The 20,823-nt window shown below is 62.3% G+C and carries 20 protein-coding genes; 13 read left to right on the top strand and 7 right to left on the bottom strand.

Annotated features, from left to right (window positions below; all coding sequences use genetic code 11):
* Nucleotides 1–54: 54 nt before the first annotated feature.
* The 4 genes from DT070_RS03075 to DT070_RS03090 all read right to left on the bottom strand — a co-directional run bounded on the left by DT070_RS03075 (nt 55) and on the right by DT070_RS03090 (nt 5,910).
* Nucleotides 55–945: a transporter substrate-binding domain-containing protein gene (locus DT070_RS03075; RefSeq protein ID WP_122954083.1), complete on the bottom strand. Its 891-nt coding sequence runs from the start codon at nt 943–945 to the stop codon at nt 55–57.
* 251 nt (nt 946–1,196) lie between these two features.
* The gene (locus tag DT070_RS03080; RefSeq protein ID WP_122957223.1) at nt 1,197–2,651 is read right to left on the bottom strand and encodes an aspartate ammonia-lyase; all 1,455 of its coding nucleotides are present in this window, start codon (nt 2,649–2,651) and stop codon (nt 1,197–1,199) included.
* A 188-nt stretch (nt 2,652–2,839) separates the two neighbouring features.
* On the bottom strand, nt 2,840–3,802 hold the full coding sequence (locus DT070_RS03085; protein WP_122954084.1) for a LysR substrate-binding domain-containing protein: 963 nt from the start codon (nt 3,800–3,802) through the stop codon (nt 2,840–2,842).
* A 245-nt stretch (nt 3,803–4,047) separates the two neighbouring features.
* Nucleotides 4,048–5,910: an ABC transporter ATP-binding protein/permease gene (locus DT070_RS03090; protein ID WP_122954085.1), complete on the bottom strand. Its 1,863-nt coding sequence runs from the start codon at nt 5,908–5,910 to the stop codon at nt 4,048–4,050.
* A 56-nt stretch (nt 5,911–5,966) separates the two neighbouring features.
* Here DT070_RS03090 and DT070_RS03095 point away from each other — a divergent pair, with 56 nt between their 5' ends.
* Complete coding sequence (locus tag DT070_RS03095; protein WP_122954086.1) at nt 5,967–6,404, top strand: acyl-CoA thioesterase; 438 nt, start codon at nt 5,967–5,969, stop codon at nt 6,402–6,404.
* Nucleotides 6,405–6,477: 73 nt separating this feature from the next.
* Here DT070_RS03095 and DT070_RS03100 read toward each other — a convergent pair whose 3' ends face one another.
* Together DT070_RS03100 and DT070_RS03105 are read right to left on the bottom strand one after the other, a co-directional pair.
* Nucleotides 6,478–6,846 carry a hypothetical protein gene (locus DT070_RS03100; RefSeq protein WP_122954087.1) on the bottom strand — a complete coding sequence of 123 codons (369 nt, stop codon included), beginning with the start codon at nt 6,844–6,846 and terminating at the stop codon, nt 6,478–6,480.
* Nucleotides 6,843–8,228, bottom strand: a complete 1,386-nt coding sequence (locus DT070_RS03105; RefSeq protein WP_122954088.1) for an acyclic terpene utilization AtuA family protein — start codon at nt 8,226–8,228, stop codon at nt 6,843–6,845. The genes DT070_RS03100 and DT070_RS03105 overlap by 4 nt, the downstream gene beginning before the upstream one ends.
* Before the next feature lie 108 nt (nt 8,229–8,336).
* Here DT070_RS03105 and DT070_RS03110 point away from each other — a divergent pair, with 108 nt between their 5' ends.
* The 8 genes from DT070_RS03110 (at nt 8,337) to DT070_RS03145 (ending at nt 16,612) form a co-directional block, all read left to right on the top strand.
* Nucleotides 8,337–9,212 carry a branched-chain amino acid ABC transporter permease gene (locus tag DT070_RS03110; protein ID WP_122954089.1) on the top strand — a complete coding sequence of 292 codons (876 nt, stop codon included), beginning with the start codon at nt 8,337–8,339 and terminating at the stop codon, nt 9,210–9,212.
* A 124-nt stretch (nt 9,213–9,336) separates the two neighbouring features.
* Complete coding sequence (locus DT070_RS03115; RefSeq protein WP_122954090.1) at nt 9,337–10,413, top strand: branched-chain amino acid ABC transporter permease; 1,077 nt, start codon at nt 9,337–9,339, stop codon at nt 10,411–10,413.
* Nucleotides 10,410–11,207: an ABC transporter ATP-binding protein gene (locus DT070_RS03120; protein WP_122954091.1), complete on the top strand. Its 798-nt coding sequence runs from the start codon at nt 10,410–10,412 to the stop codon at nt 11,205–11,207. The genes DT070_RS03115 and DT070_RS03120 overlap by 4 nt, the downstream gene beginning before the upstream one ends.
* On the top strand, nt 11,204–12,001 hold the full coding sequence (locus tag DT070_RS03125; RefSeq protein WP_122954092.1) for an ABC transporter ATP-binding protein: 798 nt from the start codon (nt 11,204–11,206) through the stop codon (nt 11,999–12,001). The genes DT070_RS03120 and DT070_RS03125 overlap by 4 nt, the downstream gene beginning before the upstream one ends.
* 127 nt (nt 12,002–12,128) lie before the next feature.
* Nucleotides 12,129–13,982: a long-chain fatty acid--CoA ligase gene (locus DT070_RS03130; protein WP_122954093.1), complete on the top strand. Its 1,854-nt coding sequence runs from the start codon at nt 12,129–12,131 to the stop codon at nt 13,980–13,982.
* 52 nt (nt 13,983–14,034) lie between these two features.
* A complete protein-coding gene (locus tag DT070_RS03135; protein WP_194965965.1) occupies nt 14,035–15,210 on the top strand; it encodes an ABC transporter substrate-binding protein in 1,176 nt (391 codons plus the stop codon).
* A gap of 164 nt (nt 15,211–15,374) precedes the next feature.
* Nucleotides 15,375–15,971: a YdeI family protein gene (locus tag DT070_RS03140; protein ID WP_122954094.1), complete on the top strand. Its 597-nt coding sequence runs from the start codon at nt 15,375–15,377 to the stop codon at nt 15,969–15,971.
* Nucleotides 15,972–16,075: 104 nt separating this feature from the next.
* Nucleotides 16,076–16,612, top strand: coding sequence for an MgtC/SapB family protein (locus tag DT070_RS03145; RefSeq protein ID WP_206074063.1), 537 nt, complete (start codon nt 16,076–16,078; stop codon nt 16,610–16,612).
* 22 nt (nt 16,613–16,634) lie between these two features.
* On the opposite strand, the gene DT070_RS03150 is transcribed toward DT070_RS03145, so the two are convergent.
* Nucleotides 16,635–17,078 carry a hemerythrin domain-containing protein gene (locus tag DT070_RS03150; RefSeq protein ID WP_122954096.1) on the bottom strand — a complete coding sequence of 148 codons (444 nt, stop codon included), beginning with the start codon at nt 17,076–17,078 and terminating at the stop codon, nt 16,635–16,637.
* Between the two features lie 201 nt (nt 17,079–17,279).
* Here DT070_RS03150 and DT070_RS03155 point away from each other — a divergent pair, with 201 nt between their 5' ends.
* The 4 genes from DT070_RS03155 (at nt 17,280) to DT070_RS03170 (ending at nt 20,793) form a co-directional block, all read left to right on the top strand.
* On the top strand, nt 17,280–18,236 hold the full coding sequence (locus DT070_RS03155; protein ID WP_122954097.1) for a complex I NDUFA9 subunit family protein: 957 nt from the start codon (nt 17,280–17,282) through the stop codon (nt 18,234–18,236).
* A gap of 231 nt (nt 18,237–18,467) precedes the next feature.
* Nucleotides 18,468–19,151, top strand: coding sequence for a glutathione S-transferase family protein (locus tag DT070_RS03160; protein WP_122954098.1), 684 nt, complete (start codon nt 18,468–18,470; stop codon nt 19,149–19,151).
* A 12-nt stretch (nt 19,152–19,163) separates the two neighbouring features.
* Nucleotides 19,164–19,469, top strand: a complete 306-nt coding sequence (locus DT070_RS03165) for an NIPSNAP family protein (protein WP_122954099.1) — start codon at nt 19,164–19,166, stop codon at nt 19,467–19,469.
* Between the two features lie 34 nt (nt 19,470–19,503).
* Nucleotides 19,504–20,793: a multifunctional CCA addition/repair protein gene (locus tag DT070_RS03170; protein WP_122954100.1), complete on the top strand. Its 1,290-nt coding sequence runs from the start codon at nt 19,504–19,506 to the stop codon at nt 20,791–20,793.
* Nucleotides 20,794–20,823: the final 30 nt, after the last annotated feature.

Genomic DNA, 20,823 nt, shown 5'->3' on the forward strand with positions numbered 1-20,823 from the left:
AAACCCCGCCAGAGCAAGGCGACCGGCGGGGTTTGTCAATTTACCTGACCCGAATTACTTCTGGACGTACTCTTCCATTGGCTTGTCGTTCGGGTTGTCCCACGCAGCTTTGGTGCTGGCGCTCAGGGCCAGGCCGACCTTGGTGTTCTTCGGAGGAATCGGCGACAGGAACCACTTGGTCCAGAGCTTGTTCATCTCGCCGGACTTGATCATGCCCTTGACCGTGTCATCGGCCAGGCGCTTGAGCAGCGGGTCGTCCTTGCGGATCATGATGGCGATGGGTTCCACGCTCAGCACTTCACCGACGATCTTGAAGTCCGAAGGCTTCTTGGCGGTGGCGATGTTGCCGGCCAGGATGGAGCCGTCCATCACGAACGCATCAGCGCGGCCGGACTCGAGCAGCAGGAAGCTGTCGGAATGGTCCTTGCCGAAGATTTCCTTGAACTCGACGCCCGTGGCGCGCTTGTTCTTGCGCAGCGTCTGCACGGACGTGGTACCCGTGGTGGTCGCAACGGTCTTGCCATTGAGCTGGGCCACGGAGGTGATGCCGGAGTTCGCCTTGACCGCAATACGCACTTCTTCGACGAAAGTGGTCACCACGAAAGCCACGTCTTTTTGACGGGTCGCATTGTTGGTGGTGGAGCCGCACTCGATATCAACCGTGCCGTTTTGCACGAGGGGAATACGGTTTTGCGAAGTCACTGGCTGGTACTTGACTTCCAGCTTGCGCTCGGCGGCCTTTTCGAGGCCGGCCAGGATGCGCTGGCAGATTTCAACGTGGTAGCCGGTGTATTTGCCGTCACCCAGGGTGTAGGACAGCGCACCGGACGAGTCGCGAACGCCCATGGTGACAACGCCGGAAGCCTTGACTTTGGAAAGGGTATCGGCAAATGCACCGCCGGTGGCGAGCAAAGCGATGGACAGAGCGACAAGCTTGAGTTTCATGGGATCTCCTGTAATGAATGAAACGGTTAGCAAACTATTCTAGAGAGATGGTACCCGGGCTACGCCTAGGTTTACCCGGCCTCTAAAACGGGGAAAGTGGACTGCAGGTGGCTGTGTGAAACGATATTGGGGAGTGTTTTGAGTGAAACCCGATGCGGCAACGGCTGTTTCCAGGGTTTTCCAAAATGGTGCACACATAAAAGTCCGAGACTATACGGCAGATGTAAGCAGTCTTTATGCCAGCGGGGTGATCAGACGACCAGCCGCAAGGGCTGCGTCAGCTTGTCGGGCACCAGCAGCGCCTCGACCTCAGCCTGCGTCATGATGCCCAGCGACTCGGCAATCTCGGCAATCGGTGCACCGGTGGCGATGGCGGTCTTGGCAATCAGCGCCGCTTTTTCGTAGCCGATGATGGGGTTGAGCGCGGTCACCAGCGTGACCGATTCGCGCACCCGCCTGGCCAGCAGTTCGCGGTTGGCCTCAATGCCTGAAACACAGTTGGCCTGTAGCGTGAGGCAGGCCTGGCTCAAGTGCTCAATACTCTTGAAAAGGCTCCAGCCCATGATGGGTTCGAAGGCATTGAGCTGCAGTTGCCCCGCTTCGGACGCCATGGTGACGGTCATGTCATTGCCGATCACTTCAAAAGCGACCTGGTTCATCACCTCGGGAATCACCGGGTTCACCTTGCCGGGCATGATGGAGGAACCGGCCTGGCGCGGCGGCAGCCGGATGTCGCCAAAGCCGGCTTGCGGGCCGCTGGACAGCAGGCGAAGGTCGTTACAAATCTTGCTGAGCTTGGTGGCCACGCGCTTGAGCACGCCGGAAAGCTGCACAAATGCGCCGGTGTCCTGTGTGGCTTCGATCAGGTTGACGGCTTTTTCAACCGGAATGCCGCTTTCCTCCGCCAGGTATCGGCAGGCCATGTCGGCGTAGTCGGCCGGGGCATTGATGCCGGTGCCGATGGCCGTGGCGCCCAGGTTGATTTCCTGGATCAGCGCGCGCGCTTCCCGCAAGCGGGCTTCGTCCTCGCCGATCATGACGGCGTAGGTCATGAATTCCTGGCCCAGGGTCATGGGGACGGCGTCCTGCAGCTGGGTGCGGCCGATTTTCAGGATGTCCTTGAACTCGTGCGCCTTGGCTTCAAAGCCGGTGCGCAGGATGGCTATGGACGCCAGCAGGCGCTCGATGGCAAACCACAGGGCAATGCGCACGGCCGTGGGATAGACATCGTTGGTGCTTTGCGAGGCGTTGACGTGGTCGTTGGGATGCAATGCGTCGTAGCGGCCTTTTTCAAGGCCCATTTTTTCCAGTGCGAGGTTGGCGATGACCTCATTGGCATTCATATTGGTGGACGTACCGGCGCCGCCCTGGATCACGTCAACCACAAATTCGGCGTGATGCTTGCCGGCAATCAGGTCGTCGCAAGCCGCCATGATGACGGCGGCGCGTTTGGCGTCCAGTGCGCCCAGTTGCTGGTTGGTGCGGGCGGCGGCCTTCTTGACGAAGCCCAGCGCGCGAATCAGGTCGGGCATGGCCGAGATGCGGGTGCCGGAGATGGGGAAGTTTTCGACCGCGCGCGCCGTATGCACACCCCAATAGGCCGCTGAAGGAATCTGCTTTTCACCGAGAAAGTCGTGCTCGGTGCGGGTCCCCGCCGCTGGTTTGGAGGCGAGTGCGTTGGGAGCGGGGGATGAATCAGGGAGCACAGGCAACCATCAGGATTGGAATGTGACGAACTGTATGTTTGCGGGTCCGAAAACACCAATGCTGATTCATCGATCTTCTATGCATTTTTCTTATAACCACTTAGGGTAACTACTAGTCGCCCTTTGGCAGCCCTCTGGCCAGTCGTACAGGGACCCGCCCCGGTCGCCCGCATTTAAGCCGGCATCGCCTACCGCGTACTGCCCAGCAGGTGGGTGCGTGCGCCGGTTTTGTCCTTGCTGTCGGCCTGGGCCTGCAGGTAAGACCACAGGGCCTGGGCGTGGCTCTTGGGGGACTCCTTGGAGGTAGGCCGCTCGCGGTACACGCGCACGTCCATGGTCATCTCCAGGTTGCCGCCGGCGCTGACGAGTTTTTTGGCCCGCAGTTCCTTCTTCACGGCACTCAAGGGCAAAAACGCGATGCCGTGGCCTTCCAGCGCCATCGCCTTGAGGCCCTCGGCCATATCGGTCTCATAAACGCGGTCCAGGTGAATCGCCGTGGCGGACTGCTTGAGAAGCATGTCCACCATGCGGCCCAGGTAAGCACCGGGCGCATAACCCAGGTAAGGCAGGAGCTGGCCTGCCCGCCCCGGCAGCATGTACTCGGGCTCGCCTGCCGCATTGGCCCGCACAAACGGCGCCAATATCTCCTGGCCCAGCGACACCATTTCATAGCGGTCCGGATCCAGCTGGAAAGGCTGGGACTCATGGTAGTAAGCGATCAGCAGGTCGCAGCTGCCTTCGACCAGCCGCAACACCGCGTCGTGCACATTGAGCGCAATCAATCGGCTTTTGATGGGGCCGAACTTCTCGCGCAGGCTGCTGACCCAGGCCGGGAAAAAGGTAAACGCCAGCGTGTGCGGGACCGCAAATTCAATGACATCCTGCCCGGCCGAGGTATGGCCGCGCAGCATCGCCCGGGTGGACTGCAGGCCTTGCAGCATTTCAAGCGACTGGCTGTAGAGCGTCTCGCCGGCCGGCGTGAGGCGGGTGGGATAGGAGCTGCGGTCGACCAGGTCGGTGCCGGCCCAGGCTTCCAGCGCCTGGATGCGCCTTGAAAACGCGGGCTGGGTGACATGACGCAGTTGGGCGGAGCGGCTGAAACTGCGGGTTTCAGCCAGGCTCACGAAATCTTCCAGCCATTTGGTTTCCATGGAGCCGATTATGCAAGTCGCTGTAGTAATTCGATGTACGGGGATTCCATAGCCAGTGGTGGTGCGCGGCACCGGCCGAGCTCTTGCCGGCAGGGCTTGCGAAACCGGCCGCTTCCCTCTCAAACAGTCCCTGAATCCATCACCCCAAGCGCTGAAATGCGCACCACTATTCGCGTCTTCAAGAAATTACAGATTCCCTACCCATGTAAATAAAAAAACCGGCGCCCTGTCTCCCGCGAAAACCATCAATCCTCGGCGGAACTCTGCTGCAGCGCCCACATGCGCGCATACGCGCCTTCCATCGCCAGCAGCTGGGGATGCGTGCCGCGCTCCACGATGCGCCCGGCGTCCATCACCAGAATCTCGTGCGCATCGACCACGGTGGAGAGCCGGTGGGCAATCACCAGCGTGGTCTTGTTTTGCGCGGCGGCGCGCAGCTCGGTCTGTATCGCGCGCTCATTGGCCGAGTCCAGCGCCGAAGTGGCCTCGTCAAAAATCACCACGGGCGGGTTTTTCAGCAGGGTGCGCGCAATCGCCACACGCTGCTTCTCCCCGCCCGAGAGCTTCAGGCCGCGCTCGCCCACCATGGTCTGGTAGCCGGCAGGCGTCGAGACGATGAAGCTGTGGATGCGTGCCGAGCGCGCGGCCTCTTCGACCTCGGCATGCGTGGCGCCCGGCTTGCCATAGGCAATGTTGTATTCCACCGTGTCGTTAAAGAGCACGGTGTCTTGCGGCACGATGCCGATCGACTGGCGCACGCTCGATTGCGTCACCTGTTTGATGTCCTGCCCCGCGATGGTGATGCGCCCGCCTTCAGCGTGGTTGCTCACGTCGTAAAAACGGTAGAGCAGGCGCGCCAGCGTGGACTTGCCCGCGCCCGAAGAACCCACCACCGCCACCGTCTTGCCCGGCGGGATTTCAAAACTCACGTTGTGCAGGATGGGCCGCGCCGGGTCGTAGGCAAAGTTGACGTTCTCAAAGCGCACCTCCGGTGAATCGCCGATGACGATAGGCTGCGCGCCCGGCTCGTCGGCAATCTCACGCTCTTTTTCCATCAGCGTGAACATCTTTTCCAGGTCAGTCAGGCTCTGCTTGATCTCGCGGTAGATCACGCCGAGGAAACCCAGCGGGATGTAGAGCTGGATCATGAAGGCGTTGACCATCACCAGGTCGCCCAGCGTCATGTGGCCGGCGACCACGCCCTGCGTGGCGCGCCACAGCATGGCCACCAGCGCAATCGCAATGATGAGCTGCTGGCCGGTGTTGAGCAGGCTCAGCGTGTTCTGGCTCTTGATGGCGGCGCGCCGGTAGCGCAGCAGGTTTTCGTCGTACCGGGCGGCTTCGAACTCTTCGTTGTTGAAGTACTTGACGGTCTCGTAGTTCAGCAGCGAGTCGATCGCGCGGCTGTGGGCCGACGAGTCCAGCTCGTTCATGGCTTTGCGGAATTGCGTACGCCATTCCGTCACCGTGACGGTGAAGAAGATATAAAACACCAGCGCGATGCCGGTGATGCCGGCAAACCAGACATCAAACTTCACCGCCAGCAGCGTGAGCACCAGCGTCACTTCGATGAGTGTCGGGATGATGCTGTAGAGCGAATACGAAATCAGCGAATGCACGCCGCGCGTGCCGCGCTCGATGTCGCGCGTCATGCCGCCGGTTTGCCGCTCCAGGTGAAAGCGCAGGCTGAGCGCATGCAGGTGGCGAAACACCTCCAGCGAAATCCGCCGCGCCGCACCTTCGGTGGCCTTGGCAAACACCAGCTCGCGCAGTTCGGCGAACAGCGTAGTGGACAGGCGCAGCAGGCCGTAGCCGAGCAGCAGCGCCACCGGCACCACCAGCACCGCCTGCGTGTCGCCCGCCTTGATGTTCATGGCGTCGACCAGGTTCTTCAGCAGGAGCGGCACGCCCACATTGGCCATCTTGGCGCCGACCATGAAGCCCAGGGCCGCGACCACACGCCATTTGTACTCCCACAGGTAGGGAAAGAGGCGTTTGAGCGTGGCAAAGTCCGAGCGCTGCAGCGCCGGCGCCTTGCCGGCACCCGGTACGGTTGCGGCCGCAGGAACGGCAAGGGAAGAATCGGCAGCGGAAGCTCGGGAGCGCATGAGGGACAATCGTGGAGTTGTTGTAATAACTTACTTTTTGACTTCAGATTGTGCCTATGTCTACCGAATCAAGCGCCCATACGGACATTCACGCCGACGACGCCCTGAACGTCCAGTTGCCCACCGACAAGGAGCTGGTGCTCAAGGTCATCCCCATGCCGGCCGACTGCAACGCCAACGGCGACATCTTCGGCGGCTGGGTCATGGCGCAGGTCGACCTGGCCGGCTCCGTGGTGCCGGCCCGCCATGTCGACGGGCGGCTGGCCACCGTGGCCGTCAACCAGTTCATCTTCAAGCAGCCGGTGCGCGTCGGCGACATCCTCTCGTTTTTCTCCAGCCTCACGCGCATCGGCACCACGTCGATCACGGTGCAGGTCGAGGTGTATGCCGAACGCTTTCGCGCGCAGGGCCGCTACATCAAGGTCACGGAAGCCAGCCTGACCTATGTGGCGATCGACGATTTCGGCAAGCCGCGCAAGATTGCCAAAGACTAAGGTTTCCGGCTGAATTGCTATCAATTTAATAGCTTATTGCCCAAGTACTACATGGGCTAGAGCCCGATTTCGTTCAATCCGGCCACCACCCCACGCGCGGCGCGGCGACGGCTTCGGCGAGTTCTTCAGGGCTCACCTCTATTTCCATGCGCAGCAGGGCCGCCGCCATGGCCTTGCCCAGGTTGTCCATGCGCAGGTTGCGCGCGCCGCCGCCTTGCAGCGCGCCCTTCAGCACCAGCTTGAGCGCCAGGATGTTCGGCAAGCGCCAGCACACCACATCGCCGGGAAGCCACGGCGCGAAGTGCGCCTGCACGCGTTCGGCCGTCACCTCGCGCTCCAGCAGCCGGTAGCCGGCTTCGTTCCAGGCAAAGAGGCCAAAGTCCACCCAGTCGGCCTTGTCGCCGCTGCGCGCATGCGCGAGTTTCACCAGTGGCACTTTCATGATTGCAGCACCTCCACACGCAGCGCCGCTTCGACAGCGCCGCGATCCATCAGCGCAGGCCAGATGCCCAGCAGCTCACTGCTGTTGTTCAGCCCGTGAAAGCCGCATGTGTAGGCCGGCCCGCTCAAGGCCATCCATGGGAACAGGCGGCCAAAGCCGTCGGCCACGGCCTTGTCCCGCGTCCGGACCACCAGCCGCACCCAGACCTCGTTGAGCTCCGCCAGCACTTCGGGTGCGGGGAGCGGCGCGAGCGGGCCGTGCGCGGAGTTAAGCCCCGGGAACTCCACAAACAGCTCGTCATGCGCCATGCGTTTATCGGCCAGTTGCGCCTTCACCATCTCCACCGCTGCCAGCGCCTTGTCATGCGCGTCGGGCCAGCTAAAGCCCCAGGTGACTTCGGCCTTGTAGCCGTCACGGAACCCGCCCACCACTTTAAGCTGCGCGGGCCGCGCGTGGCCGCGCACGCCCGTCATGCGCACAGCATCGTGGCCCAGGTCCTCCAGCCGCACGGCCGACAAATCCATCACCACATCGGGCGAGGCATAGTGCGCCGGGTCATGCACTTCATACAGCAGCTGCTGGCGCACGGTGTCGAAGTTGACGCGCCCGCCCGTGCCCGGCGCCTTGGTGATCAGCGCACTGCCGTCCTCGCTGACCTCGGCAATCGGGTAGCCGATGTGCGCCAGGTCAGGGATCGCCTTCCACGCCTGCTGGCTGCCGAAGTTGCCGCCGCTGCCCTGGCCCGAGCATTCGAGCAAATGCCCTACCGCCAGGCCTTGCGCAAGCCGGTCCAGTTCGGTGGATGTTTTGGCGTCTTCCAGTTTCCAGTTGAATTCATGCACCAGCGGCGCAAGGAACAGCGCCGCATCGGCCACGCGCCCGGTGACGACGATGTCCGCGTCCTGCTGCAGCGCCGACACGATAGGCCGCGCACCCACGTAAGCATTGGCAAACACCATGCGCTCGCGCACGGACTCAAAAGCCTGGCCATTAAACATATGCGGCGGCGCAATGGCCCCAAGCTGCGGCAACACGTCGTCACCCGTGACCACCGCGATGCGCGCCTTCCAGCCTTTCGCCGCAAACGCCGCGCGCAATGCGGCACCTGCACCGGCGGGATTGAGCCCGCCCGCGTTGCAAATGAACTTGACACTGAGCGCCTGCATCAACGGCCACAGCTTCATCAACATGGGGACCACGTCGCGCGCATAACCGAGCGAGGGGTCACGCTGCCGGTCCTTCTGCAGAATGGCCAGCGTCAACTCGGCGAGATGGTCGCTTGCGATGTAGTGCACACCACCGCGCTCAATGCTTGCGGCCACGGGCTCCCACGCGTCACCGTAGAAACCCAGGCCCGCACCGATACGAACATTTCCTTGCATCTAGGGATTACGCTTGATCGCGTATGCGACACGTATTCGGAACAACCCCTAGCGACAGACCTGTAGGTGACAGCTATAACTTGGCTAACAACCAAGGGAGACCGCTACGTGCAATTTCTGCAGCTGCTCATCAGCGGTATTGCCCAAGGCTGCATCTACGGGCTGATCGCGCTGGGCTTTGTCCTCATCTACAAAGCCACCGAGACGGTCAGCTTCGCGCAGGGCGAGCTGATGATGCTGGGGGCATTTGGCGGCCTGGCCTGCATGACCTTGCTGGGTTTTCCCTTCTGGCTGGCGGTGATCAGCGCGATTGCGGGCATGGCGCTTTTCGGCATGGCGCTGGAGCGCCTGGTGATACGACCCATCCTTGGCCAGCCCGCGTTTTCCATCGTGATGCTCACCATCGGCGTGGGCTACACGGCGCGCGGCCTGATCACCATGATTCCCGGCATCGGCACCGAAACCTATGTGCTGCCCGTGCCCTACAAAGACCAGATCTGGAGCCTGGGCACGCTGGTCATCAACGTCGAGCAGGTCGCCATCATCGTCACCACCGCGGTGCTGTGCCTGATCCTGTTTGCGATGTTCAAGTACAGCAAGCTGGGCATCGCGATGCAGGCGTCGTCGCAAAACCAGCTGGCCGCGTACTACATGGGTATTCCCGTCAAGCGGCTTAACGGCCTGGTGTGGGCGCTGGCCTCGGCCGTCGCGGCGATTGCCGGCCTCCTGCTCGCGCCCATCACCTTTGTGCACGCCAACATGGGCTTTATCGGGCTCAAGGCTTTCCCGGCTGCAGTGGTGGGCGGCTTCGGCAGCCTGCCCGGCGCGATTGTGGGCGGGCTGGTCATCGGCCTGGTCGAATCGTTCTCGGGTTTTTACTTGCCCGACGGCTTCAAGGACATCGCTGCGTATGTGGTGGTGCTCATCATGCTGATGGTCAAGCCCAGCGGCCTGTTCGGCGAGAAGTTAAGAAAAAAAGTATGAAGCACGAACAGGTTCACGCGTTCTGTCCCGTCGAGCCAGGCCACCGCGGAACCGGCTTTGCCGGGCCGCCAGTGGCGCCCCCTGAGGGGGGAGCGCCGAAGGCGCTTCGGGGGGGAGCCTTCTAATGCGCTTTATTTTCAAAACTGACTACGGCCAGGATCTCAATCTGGCAAAGCACCCCGGCCATGTTTTCTGGTACGGCGCGCTATTGCTGTTACTGCTCGCAGCGCCCTGGATCTTTCCCGAATACTGGCTGGCGCAACTCACCTTCGTGATGATTTATTCCATCGCCGGCCTGGGCCTGATGCTGCTGGCGGGTTTTACCGGCCTTTTCTCTTTGGGGCATGCGGCTTTCCTGGGCGTCGGCGCCTACACGCAAGCGGTACTCACCAATGCGGGCCTGCCCTTCCCTATCGCACTGGCCTGCGCTGCGGGCTTGTCGGCCGCTGTGGGCCTGGTCGTGGGCTTGCCCGCGCTGCGCGTGAAGGGCATTTACCTCGGCATGGCCACACTGTCCTTCGGCTTCATTGTGGAAGAAGTCTTTGCACGCTGGGAGCGCGTCACCGGCGGCAATGCCGGCATCCACATCAAGGTGCCCGACATGTTCGGCTGGAAGCTGGCCAGCGGCGAGTCGTTTTATTTCCTCTGCCTCATCATCACCGTGGCCGCGACGCTGGGCATCCTCAATTTGCTGCGCTCGCCCACGGGCCGGGCTTTTGTCGCGATCCGCGATTCCGAGATTTCGGCCCAGAGCATGGGCATCCACCTGGCGCGCTACAAGACGCTGTCGTTTGCGCTGTCGGCCGCGCTGGCGGGCGTGGCCGGTGCGCTCTATGCGCACAAGCTGCAGTTCATCTCGCCCGACCAGTTCAACATCCTGCAGTCCATCGACCTGCTCTTGATGATCGTGATCGGCGGCGTGGGCTCGGTGCATGGCGCTTTCCTGGGCGCCATCTTTTTGATTTCGATGCCGCAAGTCATTGGCCTGACCAAAGACTATTTGCCCGCCACCATTGGCCAGGCACCGGGCCTTCAGGCGGCGGTCTACGGCATTGTGCTGATTGCCTTTGTGCTGTTTGAACCGATGGGGCTGTACGGCCGCTGGCTGAAGATTCGCACTTATTTGCAGCTCTTTCCTTTCTACCGAAAAGGGCTCTTTAAACGGCAGAAATCGTTCCAGAAGTCGGACCGCCTGAAATGAGCACAACACTCCTTTCCGCCAAAAACCTCAGCGTGCGCTTCGGCGGCGTGCTGGCCGTCAACAACGTGAGCTTTGACGTCAAGCAGGGCGAAGTCTTCACGCTGATCGGCCCCAATGGCGCGGGCAAGACCACGGTGTTCAATCTGATCAGCCGTATCTACACGCCCACCACGGGCGAGATTGAATACCGCGGCGAAAAACTCACCCACCAGCCGCCGCACAAGATCGCCTCGCTGGGCATTGCGCGCACCTTCCAGAACATCGAGCTGTTTGAGCATGCGACCGTGCTGCACAACCTGCTGATCGGCCGGCACACGCACCGGAAGACCGGCTTGCTGCATGACCTGTTTTTCACCGCCAGGGCGCGTGAGGCCGAGTTGCTGGCGCGCGAGAAAGCCGAGCAGGTGATCGACTTCCTAGACCTGCAACACCACCGCGATTCGATGGTGGCAGGCCTGCCTTACGGCGTACGCAAAGTGGTCGAGCTGGCGCGGGCACTGTGCACCGAGCCGCAACTGCTGCTGCTCGACGAACCCTCTTCCGGCCTCAACGTCGAAGAAACAGGCGACATGGCCTTCTGGATCCAGGACATCCAGCACGAGCTGGGTATCACGGTGTTGATGGTCGAGCACGACATGTCGCTCGTCTCACGCGTGTCCGACCGTGTGCTGGCCATGAACCAGGGCGAGGTGCTGGCTGTCGGTACGCCGCGTGAAGTGCAGAATGATCCGGGTGTGGTCGAAGCCTATCTTGGCTCCGTTGATGAAGTGACTTCTTTGCGGAGGAGCGCATGAGTGCGACACCTCCACCTGTGAGCGACCAGCCCGTCCTGAAGCTCCTCAATGTCGAGAGCGCCTACGGCCCGATCAAGGCGATTCGCGGCGTGAGCCTGCAGGTGCGCCGCAGCGAGATCGCCACCGTGCTGGGCTCCAACGGCGCGGGCAAGTCCACCATCCTCAAAACCATCTCGGGCATTCTCGATCCGCGCAAAGGCTCCATCGAGTTCAAGGGCCAGGACATCACGGCGCAAGACCCGGCGCTGATCGTGCAGCAAGGCTTGAGCCACGTGCCCGAAGGCCGCGAAGTGTTTCCGCTGCTGAGCGTGCGCGACAACCTCCTGATGGGCGCCTACACCCGCAAGGACCGCGACGGCGTGGCGCTCGACATGGAGGCGGTGTACGGCTACTTCCCCATCCTGAAAGAGCGCGCCTTGCAGGATGCCGGCCTGCTCTCGGGCGGCCAGCAACAAATGCTGGCGATCTCGCGCGCGCTCATGGCCTCGCCCGACCTCATGCTGCTGGACGAGCCCAGCCTGGGCCTCTCACCAAAGCTCACCAAGGAAATATTCGAGATCGTGGTGCGCATCAACCGCGAACGCGGCACCACCATCCTGCTGGTCGAGCAAAACGCCAACATGGCGCTCAACGCGTCGGACTACGGCTATGTGCTGGAAAACGGCCGCATCGTGATGGAAGACACCTGCGCCCGACTGCGCGAGAAGGACGACATCAAGGAGTTCTACCTCGGCATGAAGGAAGACGGCGTGCGAGGCGAGCGGCGCTGGAAGAAAAAGAAAACCTGGCGATGAGAAATACGCCCCCTGAATCGGCCTTCGGCCTCCCCCCCCCACTGGGGGGCGATGCTGGCGGCCCGGCAAAGCCGGTTCCGCGGCATCCTTGCATTGAGCATGTTGTGTTTCGGCATTGGAGTTTCGAATGAGCAATCTTTGGGATCTGAGCCACATTCAGCCCGAGCATGCCATCGTCATGCCGGGCGACACCATCCCTGCCGTCTTCTGGAACGCGGTGGAGAAGCGCAGCCACAAAACGTGGATGCGTCAGAAAAAGCTCGGCATCTGGCGCAGCTGGACGTGGACGCAAACCGGCGATGCAGTGCGCGAGATCGCCGCCGGCCTGCAGGCGCTGGGCTTTGCGCGCGGCGAATGCGCTTCCATCCTTTCCAACACCGTGATCGAGTGGGTGCTGGCCGACCTGGCGGTGCTCAGCTGCGGCGGTGTCTGCAGCGGCATTTACCCCACCGACGCCGCATCGCAGGTGCACTACCTCTGTGAAGACTCCCGCAGCACGATGCTGTTTGTCGAAGACGACGAGCAGCTCGACAAGGCGCTGGAAGTGCGGCCGCAATTGCCGCTGCTGCGCAAGATCATCGTGTTCGACACCGAAGGCCTGCGCGACCTCAACGACCCCGGCGTGATGGGGCTGGGCGAGCTGCGCGCGCTGGGCCGCAGCTACCTGGCCGACCACCCTGATGCCGTGAAAGACAGCGCCGCCGCCTGCAAACCCGAGGACCTGGCCATTCTGGTCTACACCTCAGGCACCACCGGCAAACCGAAAGGCGCGATGCACAGCCAGCGCGGCCTGGTGTTCACCGCGCGCGGCTACAACACGCTGGTGGCGCAAAACGAAGACGACGAGCGCATGTGCTTTTTGCCGCTGTGCCACATCGCCGAGCGCATGGGCGGCGAGTACTTTGCGATGTACGCGGGTGCCAAACTCAACTTTGTCGAGAACCCCGAGACCATTCCGGAAAACGTGCGGGAGATCGCGCCCACCGTCTTCACCGCCGTGCCGCGCGTGTGGGAGAAGTTTTACTCCGGCGTGATGATCGCGCTGAAGGAAGCCAGCTGGCTGCAACAGCGTGCCTACGGCTGGAGCATCGGCGTGGGCATGCGCATTGCCGACACGGTGCTGGAGGGCCGGCGCGTCAGCGGCGTGCTCAAGGCCCAGTTCACGCTGGCGCGCTGGCTGGCGCTGAACAATACACGCAAGCTGATCGGCATCCACAAGGCGCGTTTTTGCGTCACAGGCGCAGCGCCGATTTCACCGGACCTGGTGAAGTGGTACATGGCGCTGGGCGTTCCCATGCTCGAGGTCTGGGGCATGACGGAAACCTGCGGCGCCGCCAGCGGTGTGCCGGCCAGCTGCATGCGGCCCGGCTCCATCGGCCCGGCCGCCGGCTACAACGAGATGCGGCTGGACCCGGCCACCGGCGAGATCCTGGTTCGCGGTACCAATGTCTTCATGGGCTACCTGAACCAGCCTGAAAAAACCGCCGAGACGATCGATGCCGAAGGCTGGCTGCATACCGGCGACGTGGGCGTGATGGACGAGCAAGGGTTTTTCCGTATCACCGACCGGATGAAGGACATCATCATCACCGCCGGCGGCAAGAACGTCACGCCCAGCGAGCTGGAGAACGAGCTCAAGTTCTCGCCCTACATCACCGACGCGGTGGTCATCGGCGACAAGCGCGCCTACCTCACGGTCATCATCATGATCGACCAGGAAAACGTCGAGAAATTCGCCCAGGATGCGGACATACCCTTCAGTAATTACGCCAGCTTGACGCGGGCAACCGAAGTGCAAGAATTGATCCAGTGGGAGATCGACCGGGTCAACAAGAAGTTTGCGCGGGTCGAGCAGATCAAGAAATTTTTCCTGCTCGACACGCAGCTCACGGCGGAGGACGAAGAACTCACGCCGACCATGAAGCTCAAGCGCAAGCTCGTAGAACAAAAATACGCCCCGCAAATAGAGGCCATGTACTGATTACCGTACGTCGAGTGAACAAGAGCCAAGAACCTTTACAGGAGACAAAACCATGAAACCGAAGTCAACCGCCGTCCTCTGCGCGCTGGCCTGTGCAGCCGCCTTGTCGGCCGCTACCGCGCAGGCGCAAAGCCAGGGTGTCAGCAAAACCGAGATCACGCTGGGCTCCATCCAGGATTTGTCGGGGCCGCTGGCGGGCTTCGGCAAGCAGATCCGCAACGGCATGATGCTGCGCGTCAACGAGCTCAATGAGCAAGGCGGCATCAACGGCCGCAAGGTCAAGCTGATCGTCGAGGACTCGGGCTATGACCCGAAGAAAGCGGTGCTGGCGGCGCAAAAGCTGGTGAACCAGGACAAGATCTTCGCGATGGTGGGCCACCTGGGCACGGCGCAGAACCTGGCCGCCATGCCGGTGCAGTTCGAGAAAAACGTCATCAACTTCTTCCCGGTGACGGCTGCGCGCGAAATGTACGAGCCCTTCCACAAGCTCAAGTACTCATTCGCCGCCACCTACTACGACCAGATGAAGGCCGCCGTGCCCAAGCTGGTGAAGGAAAAGAACGCCAAGAAGGTCTGCTCGATGTACCAGGACGACGAGTTCGGCCTGGAGGTGCAGCGCGGCGCCGATGACGGCCTCAAGACCATCGGCATGACCATGGTCGAGAAGACCTCCTTCAAGCGCGGCGCGACGGACTTTTCGTCTCAAATCGCCAAGCTCAAGGCCTCTGAATGCGACCTGGTGGTGCTGGGCACCATCATCCGCGAGACCATAGGCGGCATCGGCACCGCGCGCAAGCTGGGCTACAACCCGGTCTTCCTCGGCTCCAGCGCGGCGTACACCGACCTGATTCATAAGCTGGGCGGCAAGGCCATGGACGGCCTCTACGCCACGATGACGGTGCAAAACCCCTACCTGGACGAGGCCTCGCAGCCCATCCGCTTCTGGGCCAACAAGTACAAGACCGCCTTCAATGAAGACCCGACGGTGTTCTCGGTCTACGGCTACACGGTGATCGACAGCTTCCTGCGCGCATCGGAAAAAGCCGGCGCCAACCTTTCGACCGACAGCTTCATCAAGGCCATGGACACCATGGTCTACCCGCCCGACATCTTTGGCAGCTCCGAAGGCAAGTTCGGCCCGCAAAAGCGGCTGGGCAACAACCAGTCGCGGCTGTCGGTCCTGCAGGACGCGCGCTGGAAAGTGGTGTCGGACTACATCACGCAGTAAAGCCGGTTCGCTCTTCAAAAACCACCTCCGGGTGGTTTTTTTATGCCAAAACAGGCTGCAGCCATTGCCTCATATGGACGTATCGCTACTGAATTCATAGCAGATGTTTTAGCGGGTGCCCACTGCAGCTTGCGGTGGGGCCAGCGCGTCACGCAAAATGCGCCATGCCTACCCCTGCCAAAACCCCTGCCGCCCCGCTTGCCACCGTACGCTGCAAAGACACCCAGGCCTTCCAGAAATGGCTGGCCAAACACCATGCCGGCAGCCCCGGTGTCTGGCTGCAGATCGCCAAGAAGGATTCGGGCATCGCCTCTGTCACCAACGCAGAAGCGCTGCATGCCGCGCTCTGCTACGGCTGGATCGACGGCCAGAGAAATTCCATGGACGCGCAATACTTTTTGCAGAAGTTCACCCCGCGCCGCGCCCGCAGCACCTGGTCCAAGGTCAACTGCGCCAAGGCGCTGGCGCTGATCGAATCCGGGGACATGCAACCGGCCGGCCTGGTTGAAGTTGAGCGCGCGAAAGCGGACGGCCGCTGGGATGCGGCGTATGACGCGCAGAGCAAGATGACGGTGCCGGACGACCTGACGGCATTGCTCAAAAAGAGCGTGAAAGCCAAAGCCTTCTTCGAATCACTGGATTCGCGTAACCGCTTCGCGATCTTGTTCAGGCTGCAAACCGCCAAGAAAGCGGAGACACGCGAACGCCGGCTGCTGAAGTTTTTCGACATGCTCAAGCGCGGCGAAAAAATCTATCCCTGAAAACGGACAGGGCTTTCGGTGACGCCGGACGGCAGGCACGGTACATTCAATCAGGTGAGTCCATCTCTCAACCGAACACATGAAAAGGATTTCGCATGGCGTCAATGTGGCTGCAGCAAGTCGGCGAAACCATCGCCGCGGAATTTTCTGATCTGCCCGACGCCGAGCAGGCCACGCGCGTGATGGTGCGCCTGACGCTGGCGGCCTTGCTGGGCGGGCTGCTGGGCATAGAGCGTGAGCAAAAAGGCAAGGCCGCCGGCGTGCGCACGCACATGCTGGTGGCCATGGGTTCTGCGATGTTTGTGCTGGTGTCGCAGCAGTCCGGCATGATCACCGCCGACCTGAGCCGCGTCATCCAGGGCGTGATTGCGGGCATCGGCTTCCTCGGCGCCGGCACCATCCTCAAGGGCCACATCAAGGGCAATGCCGATGAAGAACAGGTCAAGGGCCTGACCACGGCCGCCGGCATCTGGCTGACCGCCGCCATTGGCGTCGCCGCCGGTATGGGACGTGAAAGCACTGCGGTGCTGAGCACCCTGCTGGCGCTGGGCATCCTGTCGGTGGTGCCCCGCGTCGTGCGCTATCTGGAAAAACCCGAGCCGCTGCTGACCGGCGCCGACAAGCCGGACGGCAAGCCCTAAGCCGGGTCAAGCCACAAGCGGCTCAGTCTTTGGTGCGTTGCGAGACAAACTCGCCTTCGTAGCCCTTGGCCAGCGAGAGCTTCTCGGCCTCCGTCAGCACCTTGCCCGCCAGCTGGAACACACCCTGCTCCTCGTCTTTGAGGTGGTGGTAAATCTTGTGGTGCAGCGCTTTGGCCGTGGCCAGCCACGCCGGTGAGCTGAAATCGGTTTTTTCCAGCGTCTCGACCAGCTCGTCCATCTCGTGGTGCTCGGCAATGCCGTGGCGTGAGGGCTCCTGCGTGATGTCATGCGCAATGAGCGGCACATAAAAGAAACGCTCTTCGGCGGCCGCGTGTGCCGCCAGTTCGCGTTTGAGCTCCTTGAACAGCAGGTCTCTTTCCTTGCTGTCGCCCTGGGTCTTGATCAGGTTGTCGGCCAGGGAGCGCTGGGTTTCGTGGCTGGTGCGTAGTGCTTCAAAGATGTTCATCCACCTATTATCCGAACGCACCCCGCGCAGCCGTGTAGGCCAAAGGCGAAATTGCAGGCCCGTCCGGCGCTGATTCTCGCTATTGGTTTAATAGCATCATGTCCATACCCTGAGAGGGCCAGATCCGGAAATGGCTTGCAATATCTACCCCGGACGCCAAAACACGGCACAAGCGCCCGAAGCGCGCTAAATTAGCGGTCTATGAACAAAATCCTTCTCCTGGGCGGCACCGGCTTTGTCGGCCGCCATGTCTGCGAAAAACTCGCCCGTCTGCAATGCCGCGTCACCGTCGTCACCCGCCGCCGTGACAAGGCCCGGCACCTGCAGATGCTGCCGCTGCTCGATGTGATCGAGGCCGACGTGCACGACAGCGCCGCGCTGGCGCCCCTGCTGGCGGACCACGACGCCGTGGTCAACCTGGTGGCCATCCTGCAGGGCAACGAGGCCGCGTTTGAAAAAGCCCATGTCCAGCTGCCCCTGGCGCTGGCCCGCGCCTGCGAGGCCAGCGGCCTGCGGCGCATCGTCCACATCAGTGCGCTGGGCGCTTCGCCCGGCTCCGCATCGATGTACCAGCGCAGCAAGGCACGCGGCGAGGCGGTGTTGCTCAGCACCGGCCTGGACGTGACGGTGCTGCGGCCCAGCGTGATTTTTGGCGCCGAGGACAAATTCCTCAACACCTTTGCCGGCTTGCAGCAGGTGTTCCCGGTGGTTCCGCTGGCCGCGGCCGATGCGCGCTTTCAGCCCGTGTGGGTCGAAGACGTGGCCGACGCCGTCGTGCATTGCCTGCAGGAGCCCGACACCGTGGGCCAGATTTATGAAGTCTGCGGGCCGGATGTCTTCACCTTGCGCCAGCTGGTCACGCTGGCCGGCCGCTATACCGGCGTCAACGACGGCAAGGGCCGGCCGGTGATCGCGCTGCCGGCAGCGCTGGGGCGCCTGCAGGCGGCCCTGATGGAGCTGGCCCCCGGCGAGCCGCTGCTCAGCCGCGACAACCTCGACGCCATGGCCACCGACAACATCGCCAGCGGCAAGCTGCCCGGCTTGCAGGCGCTGGGCATCCAGCCGGCGGCGCTGGATGCGATTGCGCCTTCTTATTTAGGTGCACAGGGTTTGCGCAGCGGGCTGATGGCAAAGCGCAAGACCGCTGGCCGGTTTTAGGCCCCACGGCCCATGCAGGATTAAAGAGTCCAAGCGGGCAGCCGCGGAACCGGCTTTGCCGGGCCGCAGGCGCCGCCCCCTTGAGGGGGGAACAGGCTACACGCGGTGAGCCTGGACGGGGGTGCATCAATTTTGCAGATTTTTTGCATCAATCGAAATTTCGCACGGCGGTAGCATCGCAAGTCGTTTCATTTCGGCGTCTTCTTTCAGCATCAGCAGAACAGGCACACCATGCTCAAGCTCTACATCGGCAATAAAAACTACTCTTCCTGGTCCATGCGCCCCTGGGTGCTGCTCACGCAGGCGGGCATTCCGTTTGAAGAAATCAAGCTGCGTTTTGACTCGTTTGACGCCAACTCCAGCTTCAAGGAAAAAATCGGCAGCGTGAACCCGACCGGCCGGGTGCCGGCGCTGGACGACGACGGCTTCGTCGTATGGGACACGCTAGCAATTGCCGAGTACGTCGCCGAACAATTTCCCGGCAAAAAACTCTGGCCGCAGGATGTGAAAGCGCGAGCCCGGGCGCGCAGCGTCTGCGCCGAGATGCACAGCGGCTTCGGCGCGCTGCGCTCGGCCTGCCCGATGAACATCGAGGCCGACCTCTCCGACATGGGCCAGCTGATCTGGCGCGACAAATCGGCCGTGCGTGCCGACGTGCAGCGGCTGGTGGAAATGTGGACCGAGTTGCTGCAGCAATACAAAGGCCCCATGCTGTTTGGCGAGTTCAGCATTGCCGACGCTTTTTTTGCACCCGTGTGCATGCGCATTAGCCGCTACGCCCTGCCGGTGCCGGCAGAGATCAGCGCCTATATCCAGCGCGTCAGCGCCCTGCCCGGCGTCAAGGCCTGGATCGACGACGCGCTGGCGGAAAACGACTTCCGCGAGTTCGAAGAGCCTTACCGCGTCAAACGCTGAGCAGGAGGCCCCATGGTCACGATTTACCTGCGCTACGTCCTCAACACCGCCAAGCTCAAGGAATTCGAGCACTACGCCAAGCTGTGGATCCCGCTGGTCGAAAAGTTCGGCGGCACGCACCACGGCTACTTCATGCCCAGCGAAGGCGCCAACAACATTGCGCTGGCCCTGTTTACGTTTGAAAGCCTGGCGGCCTACGAGATTTACCGCAAGGACTCCTTTGCCGACCAGGATTGCCTGGCGGCCTTCAAGTACGCCGAGACCACCGGCTGCATCATCAGCTACGAGCGCAGTTTCTTCCGGCCCGTGTTTTCCTGAGGCCTGTCCGCCCACCAGCCGCTAAACTGCCTGGATGCAGATTTACATGGTCGGTGGCGCGGTGCGCGATGCCTTGCTGGGCTTGCCAGTGCAGGACCACGACTGGGTGGTCGTGGGCGCCACGCCCGAAGCACTGATCGCCCGCGGCTACCTGCCTGTGGGCAAGGACTTCCCCGTCTTCCTGCACCCCGACACCCGCGAAGAGTATGCGCTGGCCCGCACCGAGCGAAAAACGGCGCGCGGCTACCGCGGCTTTGCCGTGCATGCAGAGCCCGACGTGACGCTGGAGCAGGACCTGGCGCGCCGCGACCTCACTATTAATTCCATAGCAGCACCTTCAATTGATACGCGAGCTGCAGCCAGATTTGATCCTGATTTTTCGGCGCTGATCGACCCTTTCGGCGGGCAGAAAGATCTTCAGAACAAAGTACTGCGCCACGTGACAGACGCGTTTCGCGAAGACCCGGTACGCATCCTGCGGCTGGCGCGCTTTGCCGCGCGCTTTCCGGATTTTTCCGTTGCACCCGAAACCATGGCGCTGATGCAAGCCATGGTGGCCGAGGGGGAAGTCGATGCGCTGGTGCCCGAACGTGTATGGCAGGAGATCGCCCGCGGGCTGATGGAAAAAAAGCCCTCGCGCATGTTCGAGGTGCTGCGCGAAAGCGGCGCATTGCAAAAGCTGTTGCCCGAAGTGGCGCGCCTGTGGGGCGTGCCCCAGCCCGCCGCCCACCACCCCGAGGTCGACACCGGCGTCCACCTGATGATGGTGCTGGACATGTCGGCGCAGCTTGAAGGCTCCTTGCCCGTGCGCTTTTCCTGCCTGTGCCACGACCTGGGCAAAGGCACCACGGCGGCCGACGCGCTGCCGCGGCACATCGGCCACGAAGAGCGCAGCGCCCGGCTGCTCAAAGATGTGTGCGAGCGCCTGCGTGTGCCGGTGGAGTGCCGCGAGATGGCCGACGTGGTGGCGCGCGAGCACGGCAACATCCACCGCAGTGAAAGCCTGAGCGCCGCAGCCCTGGTGCGCCTGATGGAACGCTGCGATGCCTTTCGCAAGCCGCAGCGTTTTGCCGATGTGCTGCTGGCCTGCGAATGCGACGCCCGCGGACGGCTGGGCCTTGAGGATTCGCCCTACCCCCAGCGTACGCGCCTGCTGGAGGCCTTGTCCGCGGCGCAGGCGGTAGACACCCATCAGCTGGCGCTTGAAGCACAGGCCGCCGGGCGCGGCGGCCCGCAAATCGGCGAGGCCATTCACAGGGCGCGCGTCAAAGCGGTGCAGGCCTGGAGCACCGATACAGGGCAGCCGCCAACGGCCGGATCCTGAAAAAGCGAAACCGGCCTACAGCCATTGAAC

Source organism: Polaromonas sp. SP1, assembly GCF_003711205.1.
Classification (GTDB): domain Bacteria; phylum Pseudomonadota; class Gammaproteobacteria; order Burkholderiales; family Burkholderiaceae_C; genus Polaromonas.